Here is a 20502-nt window from a genome sequence, read left to right as displayed (position 1 = left end):
CCCCGGGGGCGGGGTTCCGCGTACCGCCCGGAAGCGCCCCGCGTACGGCCATAATGGGGCGGGTCCCCCGTTCCCCGCCGGAGAGCGCACCCCATGACCGAGTCCTCGCCGTCCACCTCCACCGCCCTGGTGCGCGGCTCGTTGCGCGACCAGATCCGGCAGATGATCGTCGACGGGCTGGTGTCCGGCCGCTGGCAGCCCGGCGACCGCATCGTGGAGCGCCGGATCGCCGCCGAGCTGGAGGTGAGCCAGGCGCCGGTGCGCGAGGCGCTGCGCGAGCTGGAGACGCTGCGCATCGTGGAGTCCTCGCCCAACAAGGGGGCCCGGGTGCGCGCCTTCACCGCCGACGACCTTGCCGAGATCTACCCGGTACGGGCCGGCCTGGAGCAGGTGGCGGCCGAGCTGGCGCTGCCCCGGCTGTCCGGGGACGTCACCGCGCTCGAACACCACCTGGCCCGGATGCGGCAGGCCACCGACACCGCCGCCCAGGTGCGCAACATCTTCGCCTTCCACCGGGAGATCGTCCGCGCGGCCGGCAACGCCGTGCTGCTGCACTCCTGGGAGTCGCTGGGCCTGGAGGTGTGGACGGCGGTGGGCCTGCGGCTGCGCGGGCTGACGCTGGCCGAGGAGGCGGCCGACCACGAGCCGATCGTCGCCGCGTTCCGCCGGGGCGATCCGGCCATCGGCACGCTGCTCCGCGACCACGTGCTCGGCTGCGCGACGGCCGAGGCGCACCCGGCGGCGTAACGAGGCAGCCCCGCCCGGCCGCGCGTCCCGTCCGGGGCGCGCGGCCGTTCGCGTTCCGCACGGCGTTCAGCACTGTGTTCCGCACTGTGTTCCGGACCACATCGTGGACGAGCATTTGATCGATCATCGATCACTTTCTAGAGTGGCGCCGCCCACAAAGCGACCGAAGGAGGCCCGTCATGGGCGGCAGGACGAGGCGTGGAACCCGCGCCGAGGTGGTGCGGTCGGGCGGGTCGTACGACCCCGAGGACCTGATCGAGTGCGCGCGGCGGATGCTGCTGGTGCGGCGGTTCGAGGAGCGCGCGGCGCAGGCGTACACCCAGGCCAGGGTCGGCGGCTACTGCCATCTGAACCTGGGCGAGGAGGCCACCGTGGTCGGGCTGACCGCGGCGCTGGAACCGGGTGACTACCTGTTCACCAACTACCGCGAGCACGGCTACGCGCTGGGCCGCGGCATCCCGGCCGGGCGGATCATGGCCGAGCTGTACGGCCGCAGCACCGGGGTCTCCAAGGGCTGGGGCGGCTCCATGCACATGTTCGACGCGCAGGCCCGGCTGATGGGCGGGTACGGGATCGTCGGCGGGCAGCTCCCGCTGGCCACCGGGGCGGCGCTGGCCATCTCCTACCGGGGCGGCGCGGAGGTGGTGATGTGCCAGATGGGCGACGGCACCACCAACATCGGCGCCTTCCACGAGTCGCTCAACATCGCCGCGCTGTGGGACCTGCCGGTGGTCTTCGCGGTGGTCAACAACCAGCTGGGGATGGGCACTTCGGTCCAGGAGTCGTCGGCCGAGCCGGAGCTGCACCGCCGGGCCGCCGCCTACCGGATCAACGGCGTACGGGTGGACGGCACCGATGTGCTCGCGGTGCGCGAGGCGGCCCGCGAGGCCGTCCGGCTCGCCCGCGAGGAGCACCGGCCCACCCTGCTGGAGACCGTCAGCCACCGGCTGCGCGGCCACTCCGTGGTGGACCCGGCCCGCTACCGGGACCCCGAGGAGGCCGCCCGGGCCGCCACCGCCGACCCGCTGCCCGCGCTGCGCGCCCGGCTCGCCGCCGACGGCGCGCTGGACGACGCCGGGTGGGAGGCGATGGACGCGGCGGTGCGCCAGGAGGTCGCGCGGGCCGCGGAGTTCGCGGAGAACAGCCCGCACCCGGCGGTGGAGACGCTCTTCGACCACACCTACGCCACCCCGGTACCCAACAGCGAGCCCCGGCTGCCCGCCGACGCGCTCTTCCCGCAGCCGCTCTAGAAGGAGGCCGGTATGCCCGTCATCACCTATCGTCAGGCGCTGCGCGAGACGCTGCGCGCGGAGATGCAGCGCGACGAGGACGTCTTCCTCATCGGCGAGGAGATCGGCCACTTCGAGGGCAGCTACAAGATCACCGAGGGGCTGCTCAAGGAGTTCGGGCCGCGCCGGGTGCGGGACACCCCGATCGCCGAGGAGGGGTTCGTCGGCGCCGCGATCGGCGCGGCCATGCTGGGCCTGCGGCCGGTGGTGGAGATCATGACGATCAACTTCTCGCTGCTGGCGCTGGACCAGATCGTCAACCACGCGGCGAAGATCTACGGGATGTTCGGCGGCCAGTGCAGCGTGCCGATGGTGATCCGCACCCCGGGCGGCGGCGGGCAGCAGCTCGGCGCCACCCACTCGCAGAACATCGAGCTGTTCTACGCCTTCGTCCCCGGGCTGAAGGTGCTGGCGCCCAGCACCCCGGCCGAGGCGGCGGCCATGCTGCGGGCCGCGATCCGCGACGACGACCCGGTGCTGCTGCTGGAGAACCTGGGGCTGTACAACACCAAGGGCGAGGTGCCCGACACCGAGGAGGTCGCCGAGATCGGCCGGGCCGCGGTGATCCGCCCGGGCACCGACATCACGCTGATCGGCTACTCGCGGATGGCCGGCGTCGCCCTCCAGGCCGCCGACGACCTGGCCCGGGAGGGGATCAGCGCCGAGGTGGTCGACCTGCGCAGCCTGCGTCCGCTGGACCGGGCCACGATCGTGGAGTCGGTGCGCCGGACCGGCTCGGCCGTGGTCGCCGAGGACGACTGGCTGACCTACGGCATCGGCGCGGAGATCGCCGCCACCATCCAGGAGGGCGCCTTCGACTGGCTGGACGCGCCGGTGGCCCGGGTGGCGATGGCCGAGGTGCCGCTGCCGTACGCCAAGTCCCTGGAGACCGCGGCGCTGCCGTCGGCCCGGTCCCTCGCCACCGCCGCGCGCCGCACGCTGCGCGCCACCGGCCGCATCCGCGAAGGAGCACACCGATGACCGAGATCCTGATGCCCCGGCTCTCCGACACCATGGAGGAGGGCGTGATCGCCGCCTGGCACAAGCGCCCCGGCGACCCGGTGGCCCCGGGCGACACCCTCGTCGACATCGAGACCGACAAGGCGGTGATGGAGCACGAGGCGTACGAGGCCGGCGCGCTCGCCGAGATCCTGGTGCCGGAGGGCGGCACGGCGAAGATCGGCGAGCCGATCGCGCTGCTGGCCGTCGCGGGCGAGACGGTACCGGTACGAGCTGACGTACCGTCAACTCCCGTGGCGCGGGAGGCTCCCGAGCCGGCCCCCGCCGCCCCCGCCCCCGTCGGCGAACGCGACGTGGTGCGCACCTCACCCCTCGCCCGCCGCCTGGCCCGGGAGTACGGGGTGGACATCGCGGCGATCCCGGGGAGCGGGCCGGGCGGTCGGGTGGTGCGGGCGGACGTCGAGAAAGCCGCGAAGGCCCTGAAAGCATCGGAGCCCGAGGCCGCCCGGACCGGACCGGCACGCACCGACGCCGCGGCCGACGACGCCAAGGGGTCGATGGAGGCCCCGGTCAGCCGGATGCGCAAGGTGGCCGCCACGCGGCTGGCCGCGAGCAAGCGCGAGGCGCCCCACTTCTACCTGCACCGCACGGTGGACGCCGAGGCGCTGCGCGACTTCCGCGCCCGGGTCAACTCCGGCCGGCAGACCCGGGTCAGCCCCAACGACCTGATCCTCAAGGCGTGCGCCACCGCGCTGCGCCATCACCCGGACCTCAACTCCTCCTGGGTGGACGACCGTCTGCTGCGGCACGGGCGCGTCCACCTCGGGGTGGCGGTGGCCACCGACGACGGGCTGCTGGTGCCGGTGGTACGCGACGCCGACCGGCTGCCGTTGACCGAACTGGCCGCGCGGACGCGGGAGTTGGCGGAGGGTGCGCGGGCCCGCACGCTGCCGCCGGCGGAGCTGAGCGGCAGCACCTTCACCGTCAGCAACCTCGGCATGTTCGGGGTGGACGACTTCCAGGCGGTGATCAACCCGCCGGAGGCGGCCATCCTGGCGGTGGGGGCGATCCGTCGCCGGCCGGTGGTGGTGGACGACGCGGTGGTGCCCCGGCACACCGTGGAGCTGACGCTGTCGGTGGACCACCGGGCCGCCGACGGGGCGACGGCCGCCCGGTTCCTGGAGGAGCTGGCCGGGCTGCTGGAGGATCCGCTGCGCATCGTGATCTGACGTAGCGTCAGTTAACGGTGAGCGCCCGTTCCACCTCGCGGGCGAGGCGGGCGGCCCGGTCGTCCGCCAGCGGGCCGCCGTGGTCGGCGTCGACCAGGTAGAACGCGTCGACCGCGTCCGCGCCCAGGGTGCTGATCCGGGCCGCCCGCACGGTGACCGGGCCGGCCGCCTCCAGGGCGCGGCCGATGCGGTGCAGCAGGCCGGGGGCGTCGTGGGCGCGCACCTCGATCACGGTGGCCACCTCGGAGCCGCCCGGGGCCACGGTGACCCGGGGCGGCGGGGCGGCGGCGGGGCGGCGGCGCGGGTAGGCCGCCTCGCGTTCGGCCAGCCGGGCGCCGATGTCCAGCGAACCGTCGAGCGCCCGCTGAAGGTCGGCCCGCAGCCGGGCGGCCTCCGGCAGCGCCCCGTACTCGGCGGCCACCCGCCAGCTCAGCACGGTGACCGGGCCGGTGCCCACCGGGTCCATGGTGCGCAGGTCGGCGGCGCGCACGGTGAGCCGGTGGAGCGCCAGCACCCCGGCGGCGGCCGGCAGCAGCCCGTCCCGGCCGGCCACCGCCATCAGCAGCTGGACCCCGACCGGTTCGGTCCCGGCGTCGTCCGCCTCCGCGTCGTCGCGCGCCTCGGCGGGGCCGGGTTCGGGCTCCGGTCGCAGGGTGAGCACCGGGCCGCCGGTGCGGGCCGCCTCCACGGCGAGGCGTTCCTCCTCGGCGGTGGCCTGCCGGGGGGCGGACGACGCGGCGGGGGCGCCGGCCAGGACGGCGGCGACCCGGCGGACCAGGTCGGCCACGAGCGAGGCCCGCCAACTCGTCCACGCCGCCGGGCCGGTGGCCAACGCGTCGGCCTCGGTGAGCGCGTGCAGCAGCTCCAGCGTCCCGTGGTCCCGGACCACCCCGGCCACCTGCTCGACGGTCGCCGGGTCGGACAGGTCGCGGCGGGTGGCGGTCTCGGCGAGCAGCAGGTGGTGGCGGACGAGCAGGGCGAGGGTGGCCACGTCCTGGCGGCCGAAGCCGAGGCGGGCGGCCGTGTCCCGGGTGATCACCTCACCGGCCACGCTGTGGTCGCCGGGCCACCCCTTGCCGATGTCGTGCAGCAGGGCGGCGGTCAGCAGCAGGTCGGGGCGGCCGACCCGGCGGGTGAGGCCGGCCGCGCGCACGCAGGTCTCCACCAGGTGGCGGTCGACGGTCCACCGGTGGACGGCGTTGCGCTGCGGACGGAACCGTACCCGGGCCCAGTCCGGCAGCATCCGGGTGACCAGGTCCTCGGCCTCCAGTGCCTCCCACACCGGCAGCGCGGCGGCGCCCGCCCCCAGCAGGGTGATCAGCGCTTCCCGGGCCTCGGCCGGCCAGGGCACCGGCAGCGGCGGGGCGGTGGCGGCCAGCGCCCGTACCGCGTGCGGGGAGAGCGGCAGATCGGCCTGGGCCGCCGCCGCGGCGGCCCGCAGCGGCAGCACCGGGTCGCGTTCCGGACGCGCGGTACGGGCCAGCACCGCCTCCCCCTCGTGCTCCACCACGCCGTCGGCGAGCGGGGTGCGCTCCCCCGGGGCGCCGCCGCGTCCGCGCAGCGGGATGCCCAGCCGCCGGGGCCTCGCCCGCCGGGAACGCAGCACCCGGGCAGTCTCCCGCCAGGTGACCTCGGCGGCGTAGCCGATGACCCGGGCGGCCCGGTAGACCTCGCGCAGCAGGGTGTCGGCGTCCAGCAGGCCGAGCCGGGCGGCCACCTCGTCCTGCTCCTGGAGGGCGAGCCGGTCGGTGGCGCGGCCGGTGACCAGGTGGAGGGCGTCGCGTACGTCGAGCAGCCGGGCGCGGGCGGCGTCCAGTCCGGCGCGGGGGGCGTCGGCGAGCCAGGAGGCGGCGACCGCGCGCAGCACGGTGGCGTCCCGCAGTCCGCCGCGGGCCTCCTTCAGATCGGGTTCGAGCAGGTGGGCGAGTTCGCCGTGGCGGTGGGCGCGGTGGCGGCCGAGTTCGGCGAGTTCCGGCAGGCGCCGGGCGGCCTGGGCGCGCCAGTCGGCGAGGACGGCGGTGCGCAGCGCGGCGGTGAGCGCGGCGTCGCCGGCGATGTGCCGGGCGTCCAGCAGGCCGAGGTGGACCTTGAGGTCCTCGGCGGCGGTGCGGCGGGCCTGCGCCGGGGTGCGCACCGCGTGGTCGAGGGCGAGCCCGAGGTCCCACACCGGGTACCAGATCCGGTCGGCGAGGGCGGCCACCACCGGGCCGTCCGCGTCGCCGTCGTGGAGCAGCAGCAGGTCGAGGTCGCTGCGCGGGGAGAGCTCCCCGCGTCCGTAGCCGCCGACGGCCACCAGCGCCACCCCGTCCGGCACCGGGTCGGGCAGGAGTCCGGCGAGCCAGGCGTCGGTGAGCGACGACAGCCTGGCCCGCCGGTCCGCCCCCGGGACGCCCTCCTGGCCGAGCAGGTCCCGCCGGGCGGCGGCGTAGTCGCCCGGCGCCCGGCCGGCCGGGGCGCCGGCGGCGTCGGTGGCGTCGGGGCGCCCGGAGGTCACAGCGCGTCGGGTCCGCGTTCGCCGGTGCGGACCCGGACCGCGGTCTCCACCGGGACGCTCCACACCTTGCCGTCGCCGATCTTGCCGGTGCGGGCCGCCTTGACGACCATCTCGATCACCTGGTCGGCGTCGGCGTCCTCCACCAGCACCTCGATGCGGACCTTGGGCACCAGGTCGATGGTGTACTCGGCGCCCCGGTAGACCTCGGTGTGGCCGCGTTGCCGGCCGTAGCCGCTGGCCTCGGTGACCGTCAGCCCCTGGACTCCGTACGCCTGGAGGGCTTCCTTGACCTCGTCGAGCCGGTGCGGCTTGACGACGGCGGTGATGAGCTTCATGCGTCCACCTTCGACTGCGGGGCCTGGGCCTGCGGTCCGGGGTCGCCGGGCGGCGCCCCGGGGGTCCGCCGGTCCTCGGCGCGGGCGGTGAGCTGGGCGAGGCCGGCCAGGACCGGGCGGGTGGCCGAGCCGACACCGGCGAAGTCGTAGCCGCTCTCGGCGTGTTCGGCCTGGTCGATGCCGGCGACCTCCTCGTCGGCACCGACCCGGAAGCCCATCACCCGGTCGATGGCCTTGGCAAGGACCGCCGAGACGACCAGCGAGTACAGCAGGACGCAGAGCACGCCCACGCACTGCTTGCCCAACTGGCCGAAGCCGCCGCCGTAGAAGAGCCCCTTGGCGCTCTGGCCCACCCCGCCGGTGGCGAAGAGGCCGACCAGCAGCGACCCCGCGATGCCGCCCACCATGTGCACGCCGACCACGTCGAGCGAGTCGTCGAACCCCAGCTTGTACTTGAGCCCCACCGCGGCCGAGCAGAGCACCCCGGCGATCAGCCCGACGGCGATCGCGCCCAGCGGCGAGACCGAGCCGCACGCCGGGGTGATCGCCACCAGCCCGGCGACCGCTCCGGAGGCGGCGCCCAGCGTGGTGAAGCTGCCGTGCCGCAGCCGTTCGTACCCGAGCCAGCCGAGCATCGCGGCGGCCGTGGCCACCTGGGTGTTGACGAACGCGGCCCCGGCGACCCCGTCGGCGCCCAGCCAGGAACCGGCGTTGAAGCCGAACCAGCCGAACCACAGCAGCCCCGCGCCGAGCATCACCAGCGGCAGGTTGTGCGGCCGGAACGGGTCCTTCTTGAAGCCGATCCGCCGGCCGGTCACCAGGATCACGCCGAGCGCCGCGGCACCGGCGTTGATGTGCACCGCGGTGCCCCCGGCGAAGTCGATCACGCCCAGTTTCGCCAGCCAGCCGCCGGCGCCCCACACCCAGTGCGCCACCGGCAGGTAGACCACGATCACCCACAGCGTGCTGAAGAGCGTCCAGGCGGTGAACTTCACCCGGTCCGCCAGGGCGCCGCTGATCAGCGCGGGGGTGATGACGGCGAACATCATCTGGAAGGCGGCGAAGACGTAGACCGGGATGCCGAAGCCGGGCCACAGCTGCGTGATCCCGATGTGCCGCAGCCCCAGCCAGTCGGTGCCGCCGATGAAGCCGCCGTGGTCGGTGCCGAAGGCGAGGCTGAAGCCGAAGAGCGTCCACACCACGGTGACCACGCCCAGGCTGATGAAGCTCATCATCAGCATGTTGAGCACGCTCTTGACGCGCACCATGCCGCCGTAGAAGAACGCCAGCCCCGGGGTCATCACCATCACCAGGGCGGCGCTGACGAGCATGAAGGCGGTGTGACCGGTGTCCAAAGCCGGCTTGTCCGCGGCCAGGGCCACGATGCCTGCTGCTGGCATGGGCGTCTCCTCGTGGTCGGTTCCGGCCCGGTGCGGACGCCGACGAGGGCGCCGGGCCGGTTTTCGCCACGAGATTCGCGCAGCGGCGTTTCCGTCGCCGTTTTCCGGTGTTTCACCTCGGTGACGAAGGCGGCGCCGGTGTTACGGGGAGGTGAACCGGGGCCGGTCGGCGGGTCAGACCGCTTGGGCCGCCGCGCTCTCGCAGTCGTCCGGCAGCTCCACCCGCAGCCGGTCGCTCAACTCGGCGACCTCGGGAACCTCCCCGTAGTCGCGCAGCGCGGTGTCGGCGGTGCGCCGGATGCGGGTGTTGACCCGTTCGGAACGGAGCCGTCCGGCCACGTCGAGGGCTTGTCCGGCGAACCCGGCGGCCTCCTCCGGGCGCTTTTGCAGCAGGTGGACGGAGGCCATGCCGACGAGGTTGAGCGCGTAGGAGCGCTGGTGCCCGGGGTCGGCGCCGAACAGCTCGACGGCCCGGGCCATCACCGGCTCGGCCAGCGAGGCGTAGGTGGGGCTGCGCCCGGCCACGTAGGCCAGGTCGCGGTAGGAGTGCGCGTTCTCCGCGTTGAGCTCGGCCTCGGAGAAGAACCCGATCCAGTCCGGGTCCTCCTCGGGACGGGAATCGGTGAAGGTCTCCTCGGCCATCCGCACCGCCCGGTGGCACTTGTTGACCTGGCCCATCCCGGCGTAGGCGCGGGCCTCCATCGCGTACAGCATCGCCTGGGTGGTCGGGGTGGCCGAGTCGCGGCTGCCGTACTGGGCGAGGTGGATCAGCTCCAGGGCGTCGTCCGGGCGCCCGAGGTGGATCATCTGGCGGCTCATGCTGGAGAGCACGTAGGCGCCGAGCGGCCGGTCGCCGGCCTCCTTGGCGGCGTGCAGGGCGAGCACGAAGTACTTCTGGGCGCTGGGTTGCAGCCCCACGTCGTAGCTCATCCACCCGGCCAGCTCGGCCAGTTCGGCGGCGACCTTGAACAGCCGGCGGGTCACCGCTTCCGGGTGGTGGTCCTGGAGCAGGTCGGTGACCTCGTGGAGCTGTCCCACCACCGCCTTGCGGCGCAGCCCGCCGCCGCACTGGGCGTCCCAGGCGCGGAACATCACGGTGGTGGTGTCCAGCAGGTCCAGCTCGGGGCCGGAGAGCCTGACCGGGTGGCCGGAACGATCCTGCCGGGCGGCGCCCTCCCGTCCGGTGCCGCCGGGTCCGGCCGGGGTCGGCACCAGCCACCGCTGCATCGGCTCCACCAGCGCCGGCCCGGCGGAGAGCGCCAGCGAGGCGCCGAGGAAGCCTCGGCGGCCCAGCATCAGGTCGCTGCGGGAGAACTCGCTCATCAGCGCCACCGTCTGCGGCGCCGCCCAGGGCAGGTCGACCCCGGAGGCGCCGGGCGGCTGGTGGGCGGCGCGCAGCCCGAGGTCCTCGACGGCCACCACGGTGCCGAAGCGCTCGGAGAACAGCTCGGACAGGATGCGCGGGATCGGCTCGCGGGGCTGTTCGCCGTCGAGCCAGCGGCGCACCCGGGAGGTGTCGGTGCTGATGTGGTGGGCCCCCATCTGGCGGGCCCGCCGGTTGACCTGCCGGGCCAGCTCGCCCTTGGACCATCCGCTGCGGACGAACCAGGACCCGAGCCGGTCGTTCGCCTGCTTGCCGCCGGTGCCGCCGGCCGCGTCGCCTCCGCCCACGGAACGCCCCCATTCGCTTCTTCGCGCCGAGCGTGTCGAATTCTCCCCGCGGCGGCCGGTGTTGGCGGGCGTTTCACGCAACTTCCCGCGATCCCCCACAAACCGGCCGCCCCGGCCACCGGCGAACCCCGCGCCCGCCGCCGTACGTACGTGCCCGTGGCATACCCGCGAACGGCGCGCTCCCCACGGGCAGTTGAACCGAAAGTAATCCTACGATCACGGTCCGACTGGCGCGAGGCGGGGATTCGCCACCATTCGCCACCCCTTCGAATGAACTCTTCCGTGGCCGGTCGCGATTCACTTGACACGTGACGATCGTCGAACGGGTGAAGGGAAGCACGTGGGAGCGCGGAACCGGCCGCGCACCCCTCGTCGCGATACGACGCGCCCCGGCCGCACGGCGGGCTCCGGCCGGTGGCCGACCGCGACGAGGCGTAACCAACGACGGTTTCCCAGTGTTGGAGGTGGCATGGGCTTCACGATCGGCAGCATCCGTGACATCCGGGAGTTCACGCCCGGCGGGCGCCGCCGTGGCCGCGCTTCGGTCCGTACCACGATCGCCGAGTACACCGGACGGTTCGGCTGGGCGGTGATCCCCGGGGCCCGGGTCGGCCGGGCCGGCGGCCCGTGCAGCTGCGGGGACGACAGGTGCCCGGCGCCCGGCGCCCACGCGCTGCCGCTGGCGGACGAGATCCCGGCCGGGGCCGGCCTGGACGAGGTGACCGAGGCGTGGCAGCTGACCCCCGGGGCGGCCGTGCTGCTGCCGGTGGGCCGCTGGTTCGACGTGCTGGAGGTGGCCGAGGAGGCCGGGTGCCGGGCGCTGGTGCGGCTGGAGCGGATGGGGCTGCGGCTCGGCCCGGTGCTGGCCACCCCGACCGGCCGGGCGCTCTTCTTCGTCGCCCCCGGCGCCGCCCGCGAGCTGCCCCGGCTGCTGTACCGGATGGGCTGGGACGGCGCCGCGCTCGACCTGCGCTGCCTCGGCCTGGGTGACCACGTCACGGTGCCCCCTTCCGACCTCGGCGGGCTGGGGCCGGTGCGCTGGCTGCGTCCGCCCTCGGTGGACCGGCAGCCCCCGGAGGCCCGGCTGCTGCTGGGCACCCTGGCCTACGTCTGCCACCGGCACGGCACCCTGGCCCGTTCCGGCTGACCCGGCACCCGGCCGCCGGGGACGACGACGGCCCCCGGGGACGGATCCCCGGGGGCCGTGCGGACGAAGGACGGTCAGTCGCCGATCAGCGCGTCGACGAACGCCTCCGGCTCGAACGGGGCCAGGTCGTCCGGCCCCTCGCCGAGACCGATCAGCTTCACCGGGACGCCCAGTTCCCGCTGGACGGCGACGACGATGCCGCCCTTGGCGGTGCCGTCGAGCTTGGTGAGCGCGATACCGGTGATGTCGACCACCTCGGCGAAGACCCGCGCCTGCACCAGCCCGTTCTGGCCGGTGGTGGCGTCCAGCACCAGGATGACCTCGTCCACCGGGCCGTGCTTCTCCACCACCCGCTTGACCTTGCCCAGCTCGTCCATGAGCCCGGTCTTGGTGTGCAGCCGGCCGGCGGTGTCGATCAGGACCACGTCGGCGCCCTCGGCGATGCCCTCCTTCACCGCGTCGAAGGCCACCGAGGCCGGGTCGCCGCCCTCGGGGCCGCGCACGGTACGGGCGCCCACCCGCTCGCCCCAGGTCTGGAGCTGGTCGGCGGCGGCGGCCCGGAAGGTGTCGGCGGCGCCGAGCACCACACTGCGCCCGTCGGCCACCAGCACCCGGGCGAGCTTGCCGGTGGTGGTGGTCTTGCCGGTGCCGTTGACCCCGACGACCATCAGCACGGCCGGCTGGTCCTGCGGGCTCTCGGTGTGCAGGGTGCGGTCGAGGCCGGGGCCGACCAGGGTGAGCAGCTCCTCGCGCAGCAGCGCGCGCAGCTCGGCGGGGGTACGGGTGCCCAGCACCTTGACCCGGGTGCGCAGCCGCTCCACCAGCTCCTGGGTGGGGGCGACGCCGACGTCGGCGGTGAGCAGCGTGTCCTCGATCTCCTCCCAGGTGTCCTCGTCCAGGTGCTCCCGGGAGAGCAGGCTGAGCAGCCCCTTGCCGAGGGTGTTCTGCGAACGGGAGAGCCGGGAACGCAGCCGGACCAGCCGGCCGGCGGTGGGTTCGGGGACCTCGACCGCGGGGGCGGCCGGCTCCTCGACCACCTCGGCCGCCTCCTCGGGCGGCGGGGCCACCGTGGTGCCCGCCTCCGGGAGGCCGACCTCCTCGATGGTGCGGCGTGGTTCCTCCTGGGGGGTCTCCGCCTCCTCGCCGACGTGCGGCTCGGCCGGCGGAGCGGTGATCTGCGGTTCCGCGGTGGGCGGCGGGGCGGAGGGCAGCCGCTTCTTACGGCGGGTGCCGACCACGAGGCCGCTGAGCGCGCCGACCACGACCAGGGCGATGACTACAGCAAGGATGACGGTTTCCATAACGCTCCCCAGTATCGGCCACCCGGTCGGCACCTCCACGGCACGCGCGCGTGCGCCGGGGCAACCCGCCGGAGAAGTACGTCCGGACCCGTACCCCTCGCCGCCGCGCGGCAAAGACGTCCGGCGATCTCAGGCCGTCCTCCACAACGGATCCCCGTTTGCCAACCGATCCGGCACAATGGGACAAAGACCGCTCACCGCCCCTTCCACAATGGGACAAAGGTCACCCTTGACGGTCGGCGGATCGCCATACGATCCTGAGCGCAACGCGCGTAGACAACAAAGACGTGGTCTTCCGTCAGTTCGCCGTTCATTCGGCGTCCAGGTTTCCGTCACCGTCGACGCGTCGGTCCCACCCGCTGTCCCGCCGCCGGAGATCCCCGCATATGGACCACACGTCCGCACCCGATGCCGAAGGCACCATCGAGACCCGAGGCATCGAGCCCGTACCGGACGCCGAGCGCGGTGGCCGGGTCCGTGAACTCTTCCCCACCTGGGTGGCCGCCAACATCAGCGTGCTGCTGCTGACCATGGGCGCCGGCCTGGTCGTCTCCAACGGCCTCAACTTCTTCCAGGTGCTCCTCGTCGCCATCCTGGGCCCGGTGGTCAGCTACGGCATCGTGGGCCTGCTGACCATCGCCGGCAAGCGCGGCGGCTCCCCCGGCATGACGCTGTCGCGGGCGGTCTTCGGCCAGCGCGGCAACCTCTTCCCCGGCGCGGTCACCTGGATCGCCCGCTGGGGCTGGGAGACGATCAACGCGGTGACCGGCGCCTACGCCGTGCTCACCATCCTCGACCTGCTCTTCGGCATCAAGAGCAGCACCTGGCTGATCATCGTCACCCTGCTCTTCTTCGTCGGCTGCACCTTCACCGTCAGCGGCATGGGACGCAAGGTGCTGCTGCTGTGCAACCGGTGGTCCGCCTACCTCTTCGGCGCGTTCAGCGTCGCCGTGCTCATCTACCTGATCGCCACCACCCACTGGTCGCAGGTCTTCTCCCGCCCCGGCGGCAGCACCGCGATGCTCATCGCCGGCGTCGGCACCATCGCCGCGGGCGGCATCAGCTGGGCCCCCTCCGGCGCGGACTTCTCCCGCTACCTGCCGCGGAACGCCTCCGGCAAGGGCATCGTGGGCGCCACGGTCTCCGGCGCCGGCATCGTGGTGGTCCCGATGGTGCTCATGGGCGCGGTGATGGCGGTGGCCACCCCGGACCTGGCGCACGCCTCCGACCCGGTCTCCTTCATCGGCAAGCTGCTGCCGACCTGGCTGTCGGTGCCATACCTGCTGATCGCGCTGATCGGCATGCTGCTGATCAACAGCATGTCGATGTACTCGGCCGGCTTCACCGCGCAGACCCTCGGCTTCAAGATCCCGCGGGCCGCCGCGGTCAGCGTCAACGCGCTGATCAGCCTGGTCTTCGGCTCCCTGCTGATGATCGTGGCGACCAGCTTCATCAGCTCCTTCATCTCCTTCCTGACGCTGCTGGCGGTCTCCTTCTCGGCGTGGATCGGCGTCTTCGGCGTGGACATGCTGCGGCGCAAGGAGTACGACCCGGTCGCGCTGATGGACACCACCCGCACCAGCGCCTACTGGTACCGGGGCGGCTTCGCCTGGCAGGCCATGACCGCCTGGGCCGCCGCCCTCGTCGTCGGCCTCTGCCTCACCTCGGTCTCCTGGTTCAGCGGCCCGCTCGCGCAGACGTGGGTCGGGCGGAACGGCTTGGGGTGGGCCGTGACCGTTGTCGTCGCCGCGGCCCTCTACGCGGTCCTCCCCCGCTCCACGGCGACCCCCGCCCCGGCCGCCCCCGCAACCCCGGCCACCCCCGCCGAACGCCCCACGGCCCACTCCCACTGAGGCTCCGCTCGCGCGGGTTCGCTCGCGCGGGTTCGCTCGCGCTGGCGGTCAGCCGTTACTCCGTGGCCCGGTTCGCCCGTTTCAGGGTTCCGGGGTGGCCCCCGTTCGCCCCTGTCCGGTGGGTGGTTGGGGTGGGTTTTGGTTTGGTTCGGCACAGGGGTGGGCTTCGCCTATGCGCCGTGCGGGGTCGGGGGTGCCTCTCTTCGCGGAGGGAGGGTGAGATAGGAGGTTGGGGTCACCCCGATCTCCTTTCTCACCCACCCCGTGCCGCAGCGCGGAACGCAACAGAACGGGGGCGTGCAGGGGTGTCCCCGCAGCGACCCAACAGCCGGAGCCAAGCCTTGGCGGATACGCGGAGCGAGGAGTCACCCCGGAGGGCCCCCGGACCCCAGGCAGACAGTGCGCACCCCGCGCTATACGCGTACAGCCACGGGTGGGCGGGCGGGAAACAGCTGTGACACCAGCCACGACGAAGCGGAAACGGGCGAACCCCGAGAAACTAATGGCTGGCGTCAGCCACGGAACGGGGAACCGGGGCACCCCGAGGAGTCCGTGGCTGACGCCAGCGCGCTGGAGAAGTCGGGCAGCGGGGGTTTAGCCCATCTCCTCCAGGGTCTTGCCCTTCGTCTCGCGGACGAAGAACGCGACGAAGGGAATCGAAAGCACCGCGAAGCAGGTGTAGATCACGTACGCCCCGGACAGGTTCCAGTCCGACAGCGACGGGAAGCTGACGGTGATCGCCCAGTTGGCGATCCACTGCGCGGCGGCGGCGACGCCGAGCGCCGCGGCACGGATCTTGTTCGGGAACATCTCACCGAGCAGCACCCAGACCACCACACCCCACGACAGCGCGAAGAAGAGCACGAACGCGTGGGCGGCGACCAGGGCGATGGCGCCCTCGGTGTTGGGCATGTGGATGTTGGTGCCGCTGCCGGTCTTGTGGGAGAACGCCCAGGCGGCGAGGCCCAGGGAGACCGCCATGCCGGCGGAGCCGATCAGCGCGAGCGGCTTGCGGCCGATCTTGTCGACGAGGACCATCGCGATCACGGTGCCGATCACATTGATGATCGACGTGGTGAACGAGTAGAAGAACGAGCTGCTCGGGTCGATGCCGACGGACTGCCACAGCGACGACGAGTAGTAGAAGATCACGTTGATGCCGACGAGCTGCTGGAAGACCGAGAGCCCGATGCCGACCCAGACGATCGGCAGGAAGCCGCCCTTGCCGCCGAGCAGGTCGCGGAAGCTGGACTTGTGCTCGCGGCGCATGGCCAGCTTGATGTCCTCGACGCGGGCGTCGAGGTCGGTGCCGCGGGCCTCGACGTCGGCGAGCACCTTCTTGGCCGCGTCGATGCGGCCCGCGGAGATCAGGAAGCGCGGGGACTCGGGGATGGCGAAGGAGAGCAGCCCGTACAGGACGGCCGGGACGACCATCACGCCGAGCATCCACTGCCACGCCTCCAGCCCGGCCAGGTGGCCGCGCTGCTGGCCGTGGGCCATCTGCAGGATGCCGTAGTTGACCAGCTGGGAGATGGCGATGCCGACCACGATCGCGGCCTGCTGGAAGGAGCCGAGCCGGCCGCGGTAGGCCGGCGGGGCGACCTCGGCGATGTAGGCGGGGCCGATGACCGAGGCCATGCCGATGGCGAAGCCGCCGATGACGCGCCACAGCGTCAGGTCCCACACGGCGAACGGGAGCGCGGAGCCGACGGCGCTGACGGTGAAGAGCACCGCGGCGATCCGCATCACCCAGATACGGCCGATCCGGTCGGCGATCCGGCCCGCGGTGGCGGCGCCGACCGCGCAGCCGAGCAGCGCCGCGGCGACGACCTGGGCGAGCAGCGCGTGGCCGATGCCGAACTTGCCCTGGATGCCGTTGACCGCACCGTTGATCACGGAGCTGTCGTAGCCGAAGAGGAAGCCGCCCATCGCCGCGGCGGCGGTGATGAAGACGACGTGACCGAGGTGGTCGTGCGTGGTGCCGGGACCGCCACCCGGGGCTATGTCTTGTTTGGTGCTGGTCAACGTGAACTCCTGGGGCTCCGTGCCGAGCCCGCCGGTGGGGGCCTGGATCTTCGCGCTCTTTCGAGTGTCGGCCGATCCGACGGCCATCACCACTCGACCACTCGTCGAAGGTTAAAACAACGTGTCAGAGCGTATTCCTTCAAGTTTCGAAGTCAAGAGTTCGCAGGACGTCTCTTTGGCCACATTCCGAGCACCGGACGGGCAATGTTCCTTCACACGTTGAACGCAACTGCGGAGCGTCAGCGCAGCCGCTGGCTGATCACCTTGGAGACGCCGTCGCCCTGCATGGAGACCCCGTAGAGGGCGTCGGCCACCTCCATGGTGCGTTTCTGGTGGGTGATCACGATCAGCTGCGAGGACTCCTGGAGTTCGCGCATGATCCCGATGAGCCGCTGGAGGTTGGTGTCGTCGAGCGCCGCCTCCACCTCGTCCATCACGTAGAACGGGCTCGGCCGGGCCTTGAAGATCGACACCAGCAGGGCGACCGCGGTCAGCGACCGTTCGCCGCCGGAGAGCAGCGAGAGCCGCTTGACCTTCTTGCCCGGCGGGCGGGCCTCCACCTCGACGCCGGTGGCGAGCATGTCGTCCGGGTCGGTGAGGACGAGCCGCCCCTCGCCGCCGGGGAAGAGCCGGGCGAAGACCCCTTCGAACTCGCGCGCGGTGTCCTGGTAGGCGGCGGTGAAGACCTGCTCCACTCGCTCGTCGACCTCCTTGACCACCTGGAGCAGGTCGGCCCGGGTCTTCCGCAGGTCCTCCAGCTGCTCGCTGAGGAACTTGTGGCGTTCCTCCAGCGCCGCGAACTCCTCCAGCGCCAGCGGGTTGACCTTGCCGAGCCGCTGGTACGCCTTCTCCGCGGCGCGCAGCCGGCGTTCCTGCTCGGCCCGGTCGTAGCGGCGCGGCCGGCCCTGCGGGTGGTCCGGGTCGGCGGGCGGCTCCTCGCCGTCGACGGACGGGGAGGGCGGCACCGGCTGGTCGGGGCCGTACTCGGCGACGAGACCGGCCGGCTCGACCCCGTACTCCTCCAGCGCCTTGGCCTCCAACTGCTCGATGCGCAGCCGTTTCTCGGCGCCGAGCACCTCGCCGCGGTGGACGGAGTCGGTGAGCTTGTCCAGTTCGCCCTTGAGGGCGCGGGCGGTCTCGCGTTCGGCGGCCAGCGCCGTCTCGGCCTCGGCCTTGGCGGCCTCGGCGGCGGCGCGTTCGTGGTCGGCGCGGGCCAGCGAGACGGTGACGTGGTCGAGCAGGGCGCGGGCGCCGGTGAGGACGGCGCCGGCCACCCGGGCCTCGTGCTCCAGGTGGGCCCGGCGGCGTTCGGCGCGGGCCCGGGTCTCGCGTTCGGCGCGGGCCGCCCGGTCGAGGGAGTCGGCGCGGCCGGCCAGCGCCTTGACGCGTTCCTCGTGGGTACGCAGCTGGAGCCGGGCCTCCATCTCGGTCTGGCGGGCGTTGGCGCCGTCGGCGGCGAGCCGGTCGCGGTGCGCGGTGTCGGGCTCCTCCTCGGCGGGGGCGGCCTCGGCCTGGGCGAGGCGGTCGGTGAGGGCGGTGAGTTCGGCGGCGGCGCGGTCCATCGACTCGCGGGCGCGGGCGACCGCGGTGGCGGCGCGTTCCGCCTCGCCGGCCGCGCCCCGGGCCCCTCCGGCGAGCCGGCCGAGCCGCTGGGCCAGCTCTGACCGTTCGCGCTGCGCCCCGCGCCGCCGCGCCTCCAGCTCCTCCACCGCGCGGGTACGGTCGGCCAGCGTCCGCCGTGCCGCGTCCTGGACGGCGGTCAGCTCGGCGCAGCGGGCGTCCAGCCGGGCCAGCCCCTGCTCGGCCTCGTCCACCGCGGCCTGGACCTCCAGCATGCTGGGCGCCCTCGCCGAGCCGCCGTGCGCCAGGTGTGCCGACAGGGTGTCGCCGTCGGCGGTCACCGCGGTCACCCCGGGCCGCCGCAGCACCAGTTCCTCGGCCTGCTCCAGCGTCTCGACCACGACCACGTCGCGCAGCAGCAGCCGTACCGCGCCGAGCAACTGCGGTGGCGCGCCGACCAGTTCGGCGGCGGGGCGGGCGCCGCCGGGGAGCGCGGCGGTCGTCGGCTCCGGGGCTGGGGCGCCGCCGATGAGCAGCGTGGCGCGGCCGGCGTCGTCCTTGCGCAGCAGCCGCAGCGCCTCGGCGGCGGCGGAGGGGGTGCCCACGGCGACGGCGTCGGCGGCGGCGCCCAGCGCGGCGGCCACCGCGACCTCGTGGCCGGGGGCGACGGTGAGCAGCTCGGCGGCGGGGCCGAGCAGTCCGGCGATCCGGTCGGCGGCGTCCAGCAGGGCGCCGGTGCCGTCCTTGCGGCGGGCGGCCGGGGCGAGTGCGTCGCGTCGGGCGGTGAGCGCGGCGCGTTCGCGTTCGGCGGCGGTGAGGGCGTCGCGGGCGGCGGCCAGTTCCTCCTCGGCGGCCGTGCGGGCGGCGCGGGCCGCCTCGAAGTCGGCCTCCAGCCGGGCGTCGTCGGCCTCGGCGCCGTCGGCCTCGGCGGCCAGCCGCTCGTACTCCTCCTGGGCGGTCACCGCGCGTTCGGCGGCCTCGTCGCGGGCGGTGGTGAGCCGGCCGATCTCGGCCTCGGCGGCGGCGGCGCGGCTGCGGGCGGCGTTGACCTGGCCGTGCAGCCGGGCCAGTCCCTCGCGGCGGTCGGCGATGGCCCTCGCGGCGGCCTTGAGGCGGCGTTCCTCCTCGGCCAGCAGGCGTTCCAGTTCGGCCCGGTGGGCGACGGTGTCCTCCAGGGCGAGGCGGGCGGCCTCCAGGGCGGCGGTCAGCTCGGCCTCCTGCTCGCGTACCCGGGCGGCCTCGCGTTCCAGCTCCCGCGGGTCGCGGCCGGGGCGCTCCTCGGTCTGCCGGGCGGTCTCGGCGTGCCGGATCCGCTGCTCGGCGAGGCTGATCGTGCCGCGGGCGCGTTCGGCGAGCTGGGACAGGCCGTACCAGGTCTGCTGGGCGGCGGTGAGCCGGGGGCCGATCCGGCGCGCCTCGGCCTCCAGTTCGGCCTCGCGGCGGGCGGCGGTGGCCAGTTCGGCCTCGACGGCGTCCCGGCGTTCCTTGAGCGCGGCCTCGTCGGCGATCTCGGCGCGCAGCGCCTCGCGCAGGGTGACCAGGTCGTCGGCGAGCAGCCGCAGCCGGGCGTCGCGCAGGTCGGCCTGGATGACGGCGGCGCGGCGGGCGACCGCGGCCTGCCGGCCGAGCGGTTTGAGCTGGCGGCGCAGTTCGCCGGTGAGGTCCTGGACGCGGGCCAGGTTGGCCTGCATGGCGTCCAGCTTGCGCAGCGCCTTCTCCTTGCGCTTGCGGTGCTTGAGGACGCCGGCGGCCTCCTCGATGAAGGCGCGGCGCCCCATGGGGTCGGCGTGCAGCACCGAGTCGAGCTGGCCCTGACCGACGATGACGTGCATCTCGCGGCCGATGCCGGAGTCGGAGAGGAGTTCCTGGATGTCCAGCAGGCGGCAGGTGTCGCCGTTGAGCTGGTACTCGCTGCCGCCGTTGCGGAACATCGTCCGCGTGATGGTGACCTCGGTGTACTCGATGGGCAAGGCGCCGTCGGAGTTGTCGATGGTGAGCGAGACCTCGGCGCGGCCCAGCGGCGGGCGGCCGGTGGTGCCCGCGAAGATCACGTCCTCCATCTTGCCGCCGCGCAGGCTCTTGGCGCCCTGTTCGCCCATGACCCAGGAGAGGGCGTCGACCACGTTGGACTTGCCGGATCCGTTGGGGCCGACGACGCAGGTGATCCCCGGTTCGAAGCGCAGGGTGGTGGCCGAGGCGAAGGATTTGAACCCCCGCAGGGTCAGGCTCTTCAGGTGCACGCCGGGCTCTCCTCCTCCGGTGGCGTAGCGCCGGTGCCGTCCGCGTCGGGTCCCGCACCGGTTCCGGACTCTACCGGCGGGCGCCCCGGCGGCCGGGCGCGCATCGCTCGGCGGGCGGTTTCACCTGCGCAGGTGGAGGGCACTTAAGACGGTAAGGGTGGGCCGGCGAAGATCGGGGGAGGGAAGCGGCAGGGGACGCCGGGCCGCTCGGAAGCGTGGACGTCGCGGCGGCCGGGGGAACCGTCGAGCCG

Annotated in this window: 13 protein-coding genes; 6 read left to right on the top strand and 7 right to left on the bottom strand. The window is 73.8% G+C overall.

What is annotated here, in order from left to right; genetic code table 11:
- Window positions 1-93: 93 nt before the first annotated feature.
- From SCATT_RS20935 to SCATT_RS20920, 4 genes are all read left to right on the top strand, one after another.
- Window positions 94-747, top strand: a complete 654-nt coding sequence (locus SCATT_RS20935; RefSeq protein WP_014145138.1) for a GntR family transcriptional regulator — start codon at window positions 94-96, stop codon at window positions 745-747.
- A gap of 179 nt (window positions 748-926) precedes the next feature.
- Window positions 927-1997: a pyruvate dehydrogenase (acetyl-transferring) E1 component subunit alpha gene (pdhA, locus tag SCATT_RS20930; protein ID WP_014145137.1), complete on the top strand. Its 1071-nt coding sequence runs from the start codon at window positions 927-929 to the stop codon at window positions 1995-1997.
- Between the two features lie 12 nt (window positions 1998-2009).
- Window positions 2010-3017, top strand: a complete 1008-nt coding sequence (locus SCATT_RS20925; RefSeq protein ID WP_014145136.1) for an alpha-ketoacid dehydrogenase subunit beta — start codon at window positions 2010-2012, stop codon at window positions 3015-3017.
- Complete coding sequence (locus SCATT_RS20920) at window positions 3014-4225, top strand: dihydrolipoamide acetyltransferase family protein (protein ID WP_014145135.1); 1212 nt, start codon at window positions 3014-3016, stop codon at window positions 4223-4225. The genes SCATT_RS20925 and SCATT_RS20920 overlap by 4 nt, the downstream gene beginning before the upstream one ends.
- Window positions 4226-4232: 7 nt before the next feature.
- Here SCATT_RS20920 and SCATT_RS20915 read toward each other — a convergent pair whose 3' ends face one another.
- The 4 genes from SCATT_RS20915 to nsdA form a co-directional block, all read right to left on the bottom strand.
- Entirely contained in the window at window positions 4233-6719 is a 2487-nt protein-coding gene (locus tag SCATT_RS20915) for a [protein-PII] uridylyltransferase (RefSeq protein WP_014145134.1), read from the bottom strand.
- Entirely contained in the window at window positions 6716-7054 is a 339-nt protein-coding gene (locus tag SCATT_RS20910; protein ID WP_014145133.1) for a P-II family nitrogen regulator, read from the bottom strand. The genes SCATT_RS20915 and SCATT_RS20910 overlap by 4 nt, the downstream gene beginning before the upstream one ends.
- Complete coding sequence (locus SCATT_RS20905; protein ID WP_014145132.1) at window positions 7051-8454, bottom strand: ammonium transporter; 1404 nt, start codon at window positions 8452-8454, stop codon at window positions 7051-7053. The genes SCATT_RS20910 and SCATT_RS20905 overlap by 4 nt, the downstream gene beginning before the upstream one ends.
- A 174-nt stretch (window positions 8455-8628) precedes the next feature.
- On the bottom strand, window positions 8629-10125 hold the full coding sequence (nsdA, locus tag SCATT_RS20900) for a transcriptional repressor NsdA (RefSeq protein WP_014145131.1): 1497 nt from the start codon (window positions 10123-10125) through the stop codon (window positions 8629-8631).
- 469 nt (window positions 10126-10594) lie between these two features.
- On the opposite strand from nsdA, the gene SCATT_RS20895 reads away from it, so the two are divergent.
- Window positions 10595-11272, top strand: a complete 678-nt coding sequence (locus SCATT_RS20895) for a bifunctional DNA primase/polymerase (protein ID WP_014145130.1) — start codon at window positions 10595-10597, stop codon at window positions 11270-11272.
- A 74-nt stretch (window positions 11273-11346) separates the two neighbouring features.
- On the opposite strand, the gene ftsY is transcribed toward SCATT_RS20895, so the two are convergent.
- Window positions 11347-12573, bottom strand: a complete 1227-nt coding sequence (gene ftsY / locus SCATT_RS20890) for a signal recognition particle-docking protein FtsY (protein WP_014145129.1) — start codon at window positions 12571-12573, stop codon at window positions 11347-11349.
- A gap of 386 nt (window positions 12574-12959) precedes the next feature.
- Here ftsY and SCATT_RS20885 point away from each other — a divergent pair, with 386 nt between their 5' ends.
- Complete coding sequence (locus SCATT_RS20885) at window positions 12960-14426, top strand: purine-cytosine permease family protein (RefSeq protein WP_014145128.1); 1467 nt, start codon at window positions 12960-12962, stop codon at window positions 14424-14426.
- Between the two features lie 594 nt (window positions 14427-15020).
- Here SCATT_RS20885 and SCATT_RS20880 read toward each other — a convergent pair.
- Window positions 15021-16451 (bottom strand): sugar porter family MFS transporter, encoded by a 1431-nt coding sequence (locus tag SCATT_RS20880; RefSeq protein WP_042507673.1) that lies wholly within the window; start codon window positions 16449-16451, stop codon window positions 15021-15023.
- Between the two features lie 239 nt (window positions 16452-16690).
- The gene (gene smc / locus SCATT_RS20875; protein ID WP_014145126.1) at window positions 16691-20251 is read right to left on the bottom strand and encodes a chromosome segregation protein SMC; all 3561 of its coding nucleotides are present in this window, start codon (window positions 20249-20251) and stop codon (window positions 16691-16693) included.
- Window positions 20252-20502: the final 251 nt, after the last annotated feature.

The organism is Streptantibioticus cattleyicolor NRRL 8057 = DSM 46488 (assembly GCF_000240165.1).
In the GTDB taxonomy this organism is placed as follows: domain Bacteria; phylum Actinomycetota; class Actinomycetes; order Streptomycetales; family Streptomycetaceae; genus Streptantibioticus; species Streptantibioticus cattleyicolor.
Note: the sequence above shows the minus strand (reverse complement) of the source record. Positions and strands in the feature narration are given on the sequence as shown.

Excerpts from the sequence above, each read along its gene's own strand:
- SCATT_RS20925 (WP_014145136.1), top strand. The coding sequence starts at position 2,010 with ATGCCCGTCATCACCTATCGTCAGGCGCTGCGCGAGACGCTGCGCGCG.
- SCATT_RS20905 (WP_014145132.1), bottom strand. The coding sequence starts at position 8,454 with ATGCCAGCAGCAGGCATCGTGGCCCTGGCCGCGGACAAGCCGGCTTTG.
- SCATT_RS20920 (WP_014145135.1), top strand. The coding sequence starts at position 3,014 with ATGACCGAGATCCTGATGCCCCGGCTCTCCGACACCATGGAGGAGGGC.
- SCATT_RS20895 (WP_014145130.1), top strand. The coding sequence starts at position 10,595 with ATGGGCTTCACGATCGGCAGCATCCGTGACATCCGGGAGTTCACGCCC.
- SCATT_RS20910 (WP_014145133.1), bottom strand. The coding sequence starts at position 7,054 with ATGAAGCTCATCACCGCCGTCGTCAAGCCGCACCGGCTCGACGAGGTC.
- pdhA (WP_014145137.1), top strand. The coding sequence starts at position 927 with ATGGGCGGCAGGACGAGGCGTGGAACCCGCGCCGAGGTGGTGCGGTCG.
- SCATT_RS20935 (WP_014145138.1), top strand. The coding sequence starts at position 94 with ATGACCGAGTCCTCGCCGTCCACCTCCACCGCCCTGGTGCGCGGCTCG.
- ftsY (WP_014145129.1), bottom strand. The coding sequence starts at position 12,573 with ATGGAAACCGTCATCCTTGCTGTAGTCATCGCCCTGGTCGTGGTCGGC.
- SCATT_RS20885 (WP_014145128.1), top strand. The coding sequence starts at position 12,960 with ATGGACCACACGTCCGCACCCGATGCCGAAGGCACCATCGAGACCCGA.